The sequence below is a fragment of the Gilliamella sp. Fer4-1 genome (assembly GCF_001690515.1).
Classification (GTDB): Bacteria; Pseudomonadota; Gammaproteobacteria; order Enterobacterales; family Orbaceae; genus Gilliamella; species Gilliamella apicola_C.
This window is the reverse complement of the sequence record NZ_LZGZ01000060.1, coordinates 16,171-29,481: the sequence shown is the minus strand read 5'-3', so window position 1 is coordinate 29,481 and position 13,311 is coordinate 16,171. Positions and strand designations below refer to the sequence as shown.

General features: G+C 36.9%; 10 protein-coding genes. 6 read left to right on the top strand and 4 right to left on the bottom strand.

Features of this window, described 5'->3' with window-relative positions; translation table 11 throughout:
* Positions 1 to 246: 246 nt before the first annotated feature.
* Together A9G30_RS02060 and A9G30_RS02055 are read right to left on the bottom strand one after the other, a co-directional pair.
* The gene (locus A9G30_RS02060) at positions 247 to 939 is read right to left on the bottom strand and encodes a YtxH domain-containing protein (protein WP_065587884.1); all 693 of its coding nucleotides are present in this window, start codon (positions 937 to 939) and stop codon (positions 247 to 249) included.
* A 142-nt stretch (positions 940 to 1,081) separates the two neighbouring features.
* Entirely contained in the window at positions 1,082 to 1,969 is an 888-nt protein-coding gene (locus A9G30_RS02055) for an SDR family oxidoreductase (RefSeq protein ID WP_065587883.1), read from the bottom strand.
* A gap of 866 nt (positions 1,970 to 2,835) precedes the next feature.
* On the opposite strand from A9G30_RS02055, the gene ilvG reads away from it, so the two are divergent.
* The 5 genes from ilvG (at position 2,836) to ilvA (ending at position 9,353) form a co-directional block, all read left to right on the top strand.
* The gene (ilvG, locus tag A9G30_RS02050) at positions 2,836 to 4,512 is read left to right on the top strand and encodes an acetolactate synthase 2 catalytic subunit (RefSeq protein WP_065581964.1); all 1,677 of its coding nucleotides are present in this window, start codon (positions 2,836 to 2,838) and stop codon (positions 4,510 to 4,512) included.
* Between the two features lie 3 nt (positions 4,513 to 4,515).
* Positions 4,516 to 4,746 (top strand): acetolactate synthase 2 small subunit, encoded by a 231-nt coding sequence (gene ilvM / locus A9G30_RS02045; protein WP_065581963.1) that lies wholly within the window; start codon positions 4,516 to 4,518, stop codon positions 4,744 to 4,746.
* 167 nt (positions 4,747 to 4,913) lie between these two features.
* Entirely contained in the window at positions 4,914 to 5,843 is a 930-nt protein-coding gene (locus A9G30_RS02040) for a branched-chain amino acid transaminase (RefSeq protein WP_065581962.1), read from the top strand.
* Positions 5,844 to 5,959: 116 nt separating this feature from the next.
* The gene (ilvD, locus tag A9G30_RS02035; RefSeq protein ID WP_065587882.1) at positions 5,960 to 7,810 is read left to right on the top strand and encodes a dihydroxy-acid dehydratase; all 1,851 of its coding nucleotides are present in this window, start codon (positions 5,960 to 5,962) and stop codon (positions 7,808 to 7,810) included.
* A 1-nt stretch (position 7,811) separates the two neighbouring features.
* Positions 7,812 to 9,353 (top strand): threonine ammonia-lyase, biosynthetic, encoded by a 1,542-nt coding sequence (ilvA, locus tag A9G30_RS02030; RefSeq protein ID WP_065587881.1) that lies wholly within the window; start codon positions 7,812 to 7,814, stop codon positions 9,351 to 9,353.
* Between the two features lie 168 nt (positions 9,354 to 9,521).
* Here ilvA and A9G30_RS02025 read toward each other — a convergent pair whose 3' ends face one another.
* Positions 9,522 to 10,421 (bottom strand): endonuclease/exonuclease/phosphatase family protein, encoded by a 900-nt coding sequence (locus tag A9G30_RS02025; protein ID WP_081295550.1) that lies wholly within the window; start codon positions 10,419 to 10,421, stop codon positions 9,522 to 9,524.
* Positions 10,422 to 11,146: 725 nt separating this feature from the next.
* Here A9G30_RS02025 and A9G30_RS02020 point away from each other — a divergent pair.
* The gene (locus A9G30_RS02020) at positions 11,147 to 12,022 is read left to right on the top strand and encodes a hypothetical protein (RefSeq protein WP_065587880.1); all 876 of its coding nucleotides are present in this window, start codon (positions 11,147 to 11,149) and stop codon (positions 12,020 to 12,022) included.
* Positions 12,023 to 12,141: 119 nt separating this feature from the next.
* Here the strand turns inward: A9G30_RS02020 and A9G30_RS02015 are convergent, their stop codons facing one another.
* Positions 12,142 to 13,062: an L-lactate dehydrogenase gene (locus tag A9G30_RS02015; protein WP_065566708.1), complete on the bottom strand. Its 921-nt coding sequence runs from the start codon at positions 13,060 to 13,062 to the stop codon at positions 12,142 to 12,144.
* Between the last annotated feature and the right edge of the window lie 249 nt (positions 13,063 to 13,311).

Genomic DNA, 13,311 nt, shown 5'->3' with positions numbered 1-13,311 from the left:
CTCACTTTTTTGAGTGATTGATTCTTGTCAAAATATTAGACAATACTCGTCGCTATAAATGCTATAAATACGTTATTAAGATTAAGATAATACTGCTTTTCAACTCTACCCATAGCCGCCTGTTAGCGCGCTATTTTTGCTATATTCTGAATTATCTTGAAATTAGTGAAGAATTTTAAAAAGGGCTTGGTTAGCCCTTTTATGATGTATCAATTTTTACTATATTTTTATTTAATCAGAGTATATTTAATCATCTTCACAATCACTTGGTTTTACATCTACTGAAAAAACTTTATCATTATTGATATAGTAATTATGGTTAGCGCCTCGTGGAAAGACTAATCGTAGTGTCTTCATACTTGCACTATCACCACAATAAAACTCAATTAAGTTATTTTTTACCTCTTTTTGATTGCTTTCATTTTGTAATGCATCCTTAGTGATATTATTCACATTATATTTATAATTAATGGTATTATTCTCAGCTGATACATCAACTAAAGTGATACTTGTATCAATAGTGGCCGGTAATTTTGTTTTGATCGCTTTAAGCATTAAATCTTGAGCAACGCCATAATGACCGTCTCTTACCTTATTGAGCATATCATCTTTTTCAGATTTTGTTTGTTCATACAAATCTTGAGCTTTATCAATAACTGCTGAACTAACTTGCTTAGCTTGCTCGCTTACTTTTGAACTTAATTGGCTGGTCTTATCACTAACTTGTGAGCTTAATTGCTCGGCTTTCTCTTCAATTTGCGAACCTAATTTACTAGCTTTATCACTAATTTCACTACCTAATTGCCCTGCCTTATCACTCATTTCTGAGCCTGTTTGCTCACTTTTTTGTTTAACATCATCAGTTGTTGAGTTTGAATTATCACAATTAACTAAAAAAAAGCCTAACATTGCTAGCGTAATCACTTTTAAAATTTTCATTTTATTTCCCTTTTGGTTTTCTATTTTTATATTGTGACTATAATGATTTTATACATAATAGTCTGTTGATTTTAAATCATTAATTATATAGCATTAATAGCAAAAGGACTTAAGTCCGCCCTTTTGCAGTAAAAAATATCAATTAGTTAATATGCATACCACCTGTAACGCCATAGGTTTCGCCAGTGGTATAACTTGACTCTTCCGATGCTAAATGTACATAAACACCAGCAAGTTCAACTGGCTGGCCTGCTCTTTGTAATGGGGTTTGTTGACCAAACTCTGGAATGACATCACTTGGTTGACCACCACAAATTTGTAATGGAGTCCAGACAGGCCCTGGTGCCACGCTATTTACACGAATGCCCTTATGCGCTAATTGCTTAGCTAAACCACGAGTAAAAGCAATAATGGCCGTTTTGGTGGCGGCATAATCTAATAAATTACCACTCGGCTGATAAGCTTGAACGGACGAAGTAGTAATAATTGTTGAACCTGGTTTTAAATAACCCAACGCCGCTTTAGTAACCCAAAAAAGCGAAAACACATTAATTTCAAAGGTTTTCTTAATTTGCTCAGTTGTGAGATCCATAATATCTTCAACCGCAGTTTGCTTACCCGCAACCAAGGTTAAATTATCTAATCCACCTAATTGATGGTGCGCTTCATCAACTAATTTTTTGCAAAAAGCTTCATCGCTTAAATCACCAGGAATTAGCACCGCTTTACGTCCAGATGCTTGAATAACTTTGGCGACTTCTTCTGCATCTTTTTGCTCAATTGGAAGGTAGTTTATTGCCACATCAGCGCCTTCTTTAGCATAAGCAATTGCCGCTGCACGACCAATACCTGAATCGCCACCAGTAACAAGTATCTTACGTCCCTCTAAGCGCCCGTGACCTTGATAACTTTTTTCGCCACAATCTGGAATTGGGGTCATTTCGCACTGTAAAGCCGGGGCAGCCTGTGTTTGTTTTGGGAAATTAGTATGATGATATTTGGTAAGTGGATTATAGATGTGTTTGCTCATAATTTTCTCCTAAGTTAACCATGTATTTGAAAACAAATTCAATATAACTTAAATAAAATTAATTAATGATCACAAAATCCTATTGCTAAGCATATTTTATATCTTTAAAATACCTAACTAATTCAATAAATTATATTTACCGATACTAAAAAATTAGAATATTTATTTCTTAAAGCTTAATAGTATTTCTCAATATCATTGCTCCAAACTTTTAAACTAAATGCATAAAAACAAAATGCATAAAAACTAAATGAATAAAAATTTTAGGCGACTAAATGATAAAAGGTGACTTTCCATGATTGGCTTGGTGGAGGTCAATAAAAGCATTAATACCAAAGCCATAAATGCTGCATAATCTTGCACCTGATTAAGTGTAGCAAATTACGATATATTAAGCTAGTGATAACAGGCTTAGTACAGCAAATTATTTTTATTGATAACAAATTGATTTAAATTAAATTATAATGATTTTATTATAATTAATATCGTAGCAATAGTTAACACCATCAAGAAAATGTTTTTAGCGCTTTTACTCTATCGCTGTTTTCAATACTGAAACTTTTTTATCAATTCTTCATTTCATATTACAAAAGCTAAAAAAACTGTTGCACTTTTTTTTAAAACGAGTATTTTGTTAGAAATAGTTTTTAAAAATGACCAAAAAAGTTAATTATACAACATTATGAAATTTTCACTCAAACTCGTCCTCATCAACATTATTATTGTCAGCGTGGTCATTATTCCAACGCGGGGGCGTTTTTTGAATTAAAAATATGTTCGTACATAACTCAAAAACCCCCGCTCCCCAAAAGCGGGGGTTTTTTTATGAATAACAACTGAACAAAAAAAGCACAAGTGAGGAATAAATGTTAGGAACACAGTGGATAGTAAAAACCTTAAAAGAAAAAGGCGTAACCACCGTTTTTGGGTATCCTGGTGGACAAATTATGCCTCTTTACGATGCACTTTATGATGGCGGCATTGAACATGTACTGTGTCGGCATGAGCAAGGAGCTGCTATGGCCGCCATTGGCTATGCGCGTGCAACTGGCAAAATCGGGGTTTGCATCGCTACATCGGGACCTGGTGCAACTAACATCATTACAGGTCTTGCTGATGCCTTAATTGATTCGGTTCCTGTTGTTGCTATAACAGGACAAGTACCGACCAAATTAATTGGCACCGATGCCTTTCAAGAAGTTGATGTTTTAGGATTATCGCTAGCCTGCACCAAGCACAGTTACTTAATTGACGACGCCAAAGACTTACCAAATACCTTAGAACAGGCGTTTAATTTAGCCTGCTCAGGCAGGCCTGGGCCAATATTGATTGATATTCCCAAAGATATACAGCTTGCCAACCTTGACTATCAACAATATTTAACACCATACTCATTAAAAACCACTCAAGATAAAACTCAACTATACCCAATCTGGCCTAGTGATATAAAACACGCTAAAGAAATGATTGTCCAAGCCAAAAAGCCAGTACTTTACATTGGTGGCGGTGTTGGGCTGTCTGGTGCAATATCTGAGCTAAGAGACTTTATGACGTTTACACAAATCCCAAGTGTATCAACATTAAAAGGGCTTGGTGTTGCGGATATTAATAATCCTTATTATTTAGGATTAATTGGTATGCACGGAGCTAAAGCGGCGAACTTAGCAGTGCAAGAGTGCGATTTATTAATTGCCCTAGGCGTTCGATTTGATGACAGGGTGACTGGTAATCTTAATGAATTTGCGCGGCATGCTAAAGTGCTTCATATCGATATTGATCAAGCCGAAATCAATAAATTACGCCAAAGCCACTTAGGATTACAAGGTGACATAAAGCAGGTATTACCATTGCTTAATCAAAGCGTATCGATACAGGCTTGGCACCAAAAGATTGAAGAACTAAAAGCTCAACACCCAACTCGTTACGATCACCCAGGTGAAGCTATTTACGCCCCAACATTATTAAAAATGATTTCGGAACGTAAATTGGCCAACACCATTATCACAACAGATGTTGGGCAACACCAAATGTGGACAGCCCAGCATATGCGTTTTAATCATCCACAAAACTTTATTACATCAAGTGGGCTTGGCACAATGGGCTTTGGTTTACCTGCGGCAGTTGGCGCACAAATGGCAAGACCAACTGATTGTGTGATTTGCGTATCAGGTGATGGATCTTTTATGATGAATGTCCAAGAATTAACCACGATTAAACGTAAAAAATTACCAATAAAAATTGTATTAATTGATAACCAACGCTTAGGCATGGTTCGCCAGTGGCAAGAGTTATTTTTTAACGAAAGATATAGTGAAACCAATTTATCAGACAATCCAGACTTTTTAATGTTAGCCAAAGCGTTTGACATACCGGGGCAAAGTATCAGTAAAAAATCACAAATCAATACAGCACTTGATAACTTGTTCAATTCAACCGGTGCTTACCTTTTGCATGTATGCATAGACGAATTAGAAAACGTATGGCCTTTAGTACCACCAGGAGCGGCTAACGAAAACATGTTAGATAAAAGTGGTAAGGAGTAAGTGATGAACGAACAAATACAACATCAATTGACCATAAAAGCTTATGACAAATTGGGATCGCTTGAGCGTATATTACGGGTGCTCCGTCATCGTGGTGGGCACATTACATCAATGCAAATGCAAACTATTGAAAATAACCTATTGATTCTAAACATCACTTTAACAACTGAAAGATGGCTTTCGACATTACAAAAGCAAGTCGAAAAATTAGAGGATGTGATAACGATTGAATAAAAGCTTTCAACAACAACTTATTACTAAACAATAAGTTAAAATAAAGTAGCAAACATTTTAGCCGTTAAATAAACAAAAAAGTATAGTATAATGCTTGACCGTTAAAGCAAAAATATCTAAAGCAAAATACATGCTTATCAAATAGTAAAATTGAAGAGGAAAACACAATGAGTTCGACAACAAAATCTGATTATATTTGGTTAAATGGTGAAATGGTTCCATGGGCAGACGCCAAAGTACATGTGATGTCGCATGCCTTACATTATGGTACATCGGTATTTGAAGGTGTTCGTTGTTATAATACACATAAAGGACCTGCAATATTTCGTCATAAAGAACACGCACAAAGATTATTAAATTCAGCCAAAATTTATCGTTTTCCTGTTCCTTATTCACTTGAAGAAATCATGGAAGCGACTCGCCAAGTCATCAAGAAAAACAATTTAGAAAGCGCTTACATTCGCCCACTCGTATTTATTGGTGATGTAGGCATGGGCGTTAACCCACCTGCTGGCTATAAAACTGATGTTATGATTGCCGCATTTCCATGGGGCGCCTATTTAGGTGAAGAAGCATTAGATCAAGGTATTGATGCTATGGTATCTTCTTGGAATCGTGTTGCATCAAATACCATTCCAGCAGCCGCTAAAGCAGGTGGTAACTATTTATCATCATTATTAATCGGCTCAGAAGCGCGCGCTAATGGCTTCCAAGAAGGTATTGCATTAGATGTGCATGGTCACTTATCTGAGGGGGCTGGTGAAAACCTATTTATTATTAAAGACGGTATTTTATATACGCCTGTTTTATCATCTTCAGCACTACCGGGTATTACGCGCGACGCGGTATTAACGCTAGCACGTGATATTGGTATTGAAGTTCGCGAACAAATACTATCACGTGAATCACTTTATCTAGCCGACGAAGTGTTTATGACAGGTACTGCTGCCGAAATCACCCCTGTGCGCAGTGTTGACCGCATTCAAATTGGCATTGGTCGTTGTGGTCCAATTACCAAACAAATTCAACAAGCATTTTTTGGGTTATTTAATGGTAGCACTGAAGATAAATACGGTTGGTTAGATCCAATTAAATAAACTATAAAAACAAAATCCGCCAATTCATTTGGCGGATAGCTGTTAACTTGATGATAGATTTTAAAGAACTATAAACCGTTACACACGGTTACTTGCATAAAAATTGGGAGCAAGAAATGCCTAAATATCGTTCAGCAACCTCGGTCGAAGGTCGAAATATGGCTGGCGCCCGCGCATTATGGCGTGCAACTGGCGTTAAAAATGAAGACTTTGGTAAACCCATCATTGCGGTGGTTAACTCATTCACACAATTTGTACCTGGGCATGTCCATTTAAAAGATATTGGACAACTGGTCGCCAAGCAAATTGAAGCATCTGGTGGCATTGCCAAAGAATTTAATACTATTGCCGTTGATGATGGCATCGCTATGGGGCATGGTGGGATGCTTTACTCCTTACCATCACGGGAACTGATTGCTGATTCAGTGGAATATATGGTTAACGCACATTGTGCTGACGCCATGATCTGCATTTCAAACTGCGACAAAATCACGCCGGGTATGTTAATGGCCTCACTTCGCTTAAATATTCCAACGGTATTTGTATCAGGTGGACCAATGGAGGCTGGTAAAACCAAATTATCTGACCAAATCATCAAATTAGACTTAGTCGATGCCATGATCCAAAGTGCCAATCCCAATGTTAGCGATGAGGATAGCAAAGCCATTGAAGAGTCAGCCTGCCCTACCTGTGGCTCTTGCTCCGGCATGTTTACCGCCAATTCCATGAACTGCTTAACCGAAGCTTTAGGGCTTTCACTACCTGGTAATGGCTCGCTGGTTGCGACACACAAACAACGTGAGCAACTCTTTTTAAACGCAGCTAAACGTATTGTTGAAATCACCAAACGTTATTATGAACAAGATGATGAATCTTATCTTCCTCGTTCCATTGCCACCAAAGCCGCATACGAAAACGCCATGTCACTTGACATAGCCATGGGCGGTTCAACCAATACAGTATTACATTTATTGGCAACTGCGCAAGAAGGCGAAATTGACTTTACCATGTCTGACATTGACAGACTATCACGCAAAGTCCCTCACTTATGTAAAGTGGCGCCAAGCACGCAATTATATCATATGGAAGATGTGCACCGTGCGGGTGGTGTTGTAGCTATTATGTCAGAATTAAACAAAGCGGGGTTACTCAACCGTAATGTTCATAATGTACTTGGGCTTTCGTTAGAGGAAACTTTTGCTAAATATGACATCACACAAACCACCGATGAATCCATAAAAAAAATGTATCGTAGTGGACCTGCTGGCATTCGAACCACCAAAGCATTTTCACAAGATTGCTACTGGGATACGCTTGATGATGATCGCCAAAATGGTTGCATTCGTAACAAAGCGCATGCCTATAGCCAAGATGGCGGGCTTGCCACACTCTATGGTAACGTTGCGCTTGATGGCGCTATTGTAAAAACCGCAGGGGTTGCCGCTGAAAATCTCGTTTTTAAAGGACCAGCAAAAGTGTTTGAAAGCCAAGAAGACGCCGTCGATGCGATTTTAGGTGGTAAAGTCGTAGCTGGCGATGTGGTTGTCATTATTTACGAAGGTCCAAAAGGGGGACCTGGTATGCAAGAAATGCTCTACCCAACAAGCTACTTAAAATCAATGGGGCTTGGCAAATCCTGTGCGCTAATTACCGATGGCAGATTTTCGGGTGGTTCATCGGGCTTATCCATTGGTCATATCTCGCCAGAAGCGGCAAATGGTGGATTAATCGCTCTGGTACGAGATGGCGACATGATTGATATTGATATCCCAAATCGCAAATTAGTATTAGATGTGCCTGCTGATGAACTTGAGCGCCGTCGCGTAGCCGAACTTGCCCGTGGCGACAAAGCCTTTACTCCGCATAACCGCAATCGCTATGTATCATACGCGCTTAAAGCTTACGCCAGTTTAGCGACGAGTGCCGATAAAGGCGCTGTTCGTGATAAAAGCAAACTAGGGGGTTAATATGAAACAACACAACAACAAGCTCACTGGTGCCGATTACTTAAAAGCAACACTATGTAGCGCCGTATACGATGTGGCCGATGTCACGCCTCTTGAAAAAATGGAAAAAATCTCAACCAGATTAAAAAACCAAATTTTTGTAAAACGAGAAGATCGCCAATTAGTCCACAGCTTTAAAATTCGTGGCGCCCAAGCCATGATAACTAGCCTGAGCGAAGAAGAACGCCAATGCGGTGTTATTGCTGCATCAGCAGGTAATCATGCTCAAGGCGTTGCATTTTCGGCAAGTAAGCTTGGTATAAATTCATTAATCGTAATGCCATTAACCACCGCCGATATAAAAGTCGAGGCCGTTAAAAGTTTTGGTGGTGAAGTACTCCTTTATGGTGCCAATTTTGACGAAGCCAAAACCAAAGCAATGGAGCTTGCCAACCAACAAAACCGCATTTTTATTCCACCATTTGATCATCCACTCGTCATTGCAGGACAAGGCAGTATAGCCATGGAGTTATTACAACAAAATGCTAAACTTGATCGCATCTTTGTACCTGTTGGCGGTGGAGGGCTTGCTGCTGGTATTGCGGTATTAATTAAACAAATCATGCCAACAATAAAAGTCATCGCCGTTGAGCCAGCCGATGCCGCTTGCTTAAAGGCCGCACTTGATGCAGGTGAGCCCGTTGATTTAAGCCGTGTTGGGCTATTTGCTGAAGGTGTCGCTGTTAAACGAATTGGCGATGAAACATTTAGACTTTGTCAACAATATATTGATGACATCATCACCGTTGATAGTGATGAAATTTGCGCTGCTGTTAAAGACTTATTTGATGACGTGCGGGCAATCGCCGAGCCCTCTGGCGCTGTGGCTCTTGCCGGTTTAAAAAAATATGTAGATCAACATAACATCTGTGGTGAAAACCTTGCGCATATACTATCTGGTGCTAATTTAAACTTCCACAATTTACGTTATGTATCAGAGCGTTGTGAGCTAGGTGAAAAACGAGAAGCGCTTTTCGCAGTCACCATTCCCGAAAAGAAAGGCAGTTTTTTAAAATTTTGCCAATTACTAGGTGGGCGGGTGGTAACCGAATTTAATTACCGCTATCACGATGACCAATCGGCTTGTGTTTTTGTTGGTGTAAAAATTGCCCAAAGCAATGAAAAGGACGAAATCATACAAGAATTAACTGCAGCAAATTATGCCGTTGTAGATTTAACCGAAGATGAGATGGCAAAACTACATGTGCGCTACATGATTGGTGGCAAACCTTGCAAGCCTATTCAAGAGCAAGTTTACAGTTTTGAATTTCCAGAATCACAAGGTGCATTACTTAAATTTTTACAAATGCTAGGTACCAATTGGAATATCTCAATGTTCCATTATCGTAGCCATGGCACCGATTACGGACGTGTGCTTGCTGCATTCGAAATCGACGAATCAACCATTAACCAATTCAATCAACACCTAGCCGAGCTGGGTTATGGCTTTCACAACGAAACGCATAATCCATCACTTAAGCTATTTTTGATCAATCAAGATTAAAATCAATAATCACTATCCCCCATCAGGTCGGATAGTGATTTAGCCAAAATTATTCGCTAAAATAAAGGTAAAACAACTAAACTCATTATCGTTCAAACGTAAAAATAAGGTAGCTAAAAACGACACTATATTAAAAAGCTTTATGTTAATGTTAAGATTAATATAAAACTAATTATTTTTTATAATCATTTGTACTGGGTAGTGATCAGAATAGTTATCGGTAAACTCATCTTTTAACACTTTTACATCCATGACATCATTTTTAAGCATTGGTGAAATATAAATATAATCATAGCGTAATGGTGTTGATGCTTGATCGTAAAACACTTTAGTTGGCGCGGTAGCAACAAAATTTTTATTTTTTAACTTCAAAACATCAATAAACCCAGCATCTAAAAGATTTTGCTGCACGGTATAGCTTAACTGACCATCAACTAAATTTTCTAAAATTGGGCGCTTTTTTTGTTTTTCTTTTATATCTTCAAGCAAATTACTTTTGTCATATTCGGTTTTATCCGCAGGTGAAAACGAATTTAAATCGCCCGCTATAATCCACTTGCCATTAGGATCATGGCTATATTTTATTGAATCAATAATAAGATTTATTTCATCTATTCTTTTCGCTGTCCAAAATGGGTTCATATGCGTAACAACAAAATGATATTTGCCAATATCGGCATACAAAGCACCATGCCACATATTATCAATCACTTTATTTACATGAATAATTGGGTATTTTGATGTAATTGCAACAGGGAAAAATGCAGCATCATCGGGGGATTCTTTCAATAATACGGCATATTTATGCCCATAACTGGCAGCGAATTTCTCAAGCTTTTCACGAGTAAAAAAATTCATTTCTTGCCAAGCAATAATATCGGCATCTTGTGCTTTTGCCCATTGAATAAACTTTTGTTTTCCTTCTGATTGATCTAATTGCATGCCATTGTAGGCATTATAGCTAATCATCTTTAATTGTTTTACATCATCAAGCGCAGCAAAAGCCGTTGAAGTACTGAGCATTATACCACTTATAATCGCGGCAAATTTTAATTTACTTTTGTTCATAATAATATCCCTTTCTTTTCTTTATCTATTCAATAGATATTATATTGATTTAGCATCCAGCAAATCTTTTTTTATAATTTATGTGATATGGATCAATAATTTATCGAATTATTGTTATATAGTGGCTTTTTATTTGCTTAATGTTAATTAATAGCGCCACTATTTTTTGCTAAGGTTTATAAAGGTTAGACGCTTTAGAAATAAGCACATTTTTGCATTCAAAAATAGGTCAGAAAACCCATTGATTTTATTTAAGTTTTTCTTGGTGTTTTTAGCGTAATTTTTAGCTATAGAAATAAAACTAACCTATTGATTAAAAATCGCTTTTATTGCTATTACAAAAGCATTTAACTGGAAGAGCATAATTCAATCGCCACCTTACTACAGGATGCTTTACTTGCTTGACTTAAATTCACTTTATATTACTTTTTGCAAACTTAGGGTATTTTATCAATACTCAACGTTAGGGTTAGGTACATATGGAATACCCATTGCCATCATTCCAGCGAGAATCAACACTACTTTCCGCTAGGCTTACCATAATATGCTGCTTACATTGAAAGCACCACTTGCCCAATGTCAATCAATGGTTATACGTTATACACTGCTTGCAATTGCTTTTATTAACGCTATATTATGCAAGTCATTGATATAATCAATATTAAAATAAGAAAAACCGTGTAATATCCTGCGGGTAAAAAAATTAACTTGGAAAACCGTTTGCCATGCAAAAATTAATATTGTTATTAGCACTATTGTTATTTAACTGGTTTAATGCTCATTATTCTTTAGCCGATACCCAAAAAGCATCATCTCAATATAAACATAGAGAGCACTTTGATACTTTTGATGATTTTTACCAAAGTTTACCCATCTTAACCTTACCATTTGATACTCATGCTTTGGCGAAAGGTAAATTTGTAGATAGCAAGTTTTTTCATTTTAATGACGAAGATTATCGTTATTATGATAATTCTTCTGATAAGGAACGACGTTATTTTACTTTAGAAAAGCTTACCGCTATTGGACGCTTTGAAATTGATAATATTCGATTTGTGATCTATCGCTTTACCTTTGATAGTGAAGGTGAAGGAATTATGGAAGATTTGACTATATTAAATGCTTTTGATGAAAATGGAAAATATTTAGATGAGCTTATTTTAACTGGGCTAACTGGGCATGAAGATCATATGTTTTTGTATTCGGCTTTAGCTCTCGATAATTTATTTCACGTTCATATTAAGGCACATTATGAGCTAGGGTATTTTATTGATGTCACTGATAATCATTATGATTATACAACAAATGTTGATTTAACTTACCAATTTAAAAATAATCAATTTTGGTTAAAAGAACATGAGCCGAACTGTCAAACACTTAATCTTAATAACTATTTAAATCAGCTTAACAAAAAGCAGCTTGCTGATGTTACCGATGTGATAGCTTTTAATAATTATATTGCTTGCTATCCCGTATCAGAAAATCTTCAAATATATAAAAAGATAGCTAATTATATTAGTGGTACTCACGACCATTTTTTAAGCAACGCAGAATATTATCAGCTAAAAGATAGACTTAAAATCATTTTGGATGATAAGTGATCCTAACTAGGTTAGAATATTATGATGATCAATATGATTGACATCATCCCCCCTTTCTAAAGGAAGAAAATGCCAAATATGACGGTTTACTGCATGTAGTAAACCGTTTTTACGATTCGTTATTTAATTTGTTCAATATACCCTTTTACAATATTGATACTTTTTTCAAAGAGTTGTTTTTCGTTGTCAGTAAAATCAAGTTCAATGACTTTTTTTATTCCATGCTGATCTAAAATAGCAGGCACACCAATAGCGACATTTTTATAACCATATTCCCCATTTAAAACACAGCTAAGCGCTAAGGCACGATGACTATTAGTGAATATGTGCTGGCAAATTTCGGTGATGGTGCTAGCAATACCATATTCAGTACAGTGCTTTCGGTTAGCAATTTCAAACCCCATTTTTCTTGCTTGCGTTCCTATTGCTGCAAAATCAATTTTATTTTTTTCTAGATGATTAAGGTTTATTCCATAAACGGATGAATGTGACCAGACCGGAAATTGTGAATCACCATGTTCACCAACAATAAATGCGTCGATGCTTTGCGGACCAATATCCATTTGTTCGCCCAATAAGCGACGCAATCGCACCGTATCAAGCCACACCCCAGTGCCAATCACGCGGTGGCGTGGTAAGCCAGAGAGTTGCCAAACTTGATAGGTTATGGCATCACAAGGGTTAGTCGCAATGACAAAAATACCTTTAAAGCCGTTTTTCATCATATTAGGCACGATACTGGCAACAATTTTGGAGGTGCCAGCGAGTTCTTCGGATCGACTTTTTTGCGCAATGCCTGATGTAACAGTAATAATTGCGATATCAATATCAGCACAATCCGTTGATTCACGCAAACTCACTTTAACCATATTTTGTCGATAAGCCGCAGCATCTAACAAATCTTGCGCATGCCCATAGGCTAACTCTTTATTGAGATCAACAAGCGCAATTTCTTCACAAATGCCTCGGTTAACAAAGGTATAAGCAGTGGTTGAGCCCACATTCCCCACACCGATAATCATCACTTTACGTAATTTCATACTAACCCCTCGCTTGATTTTAAAAATAAGGTAAGGTATAACAATAAAGATTCTTTTAATAATATACCTTTCGATATATTCAATAAAGCAACATTGTTGTGATTTAATCAATTATATCTTTTGCTCTAGCTATTATTTAAATAGATGGAAGTATCTACTATTTAATTAAGTTTTATATAGAATGAACGAGTAATATAGCTCTATTAGTAATCAATGACGATAAGTAATGTGGATTTTTTAAAAATTTGA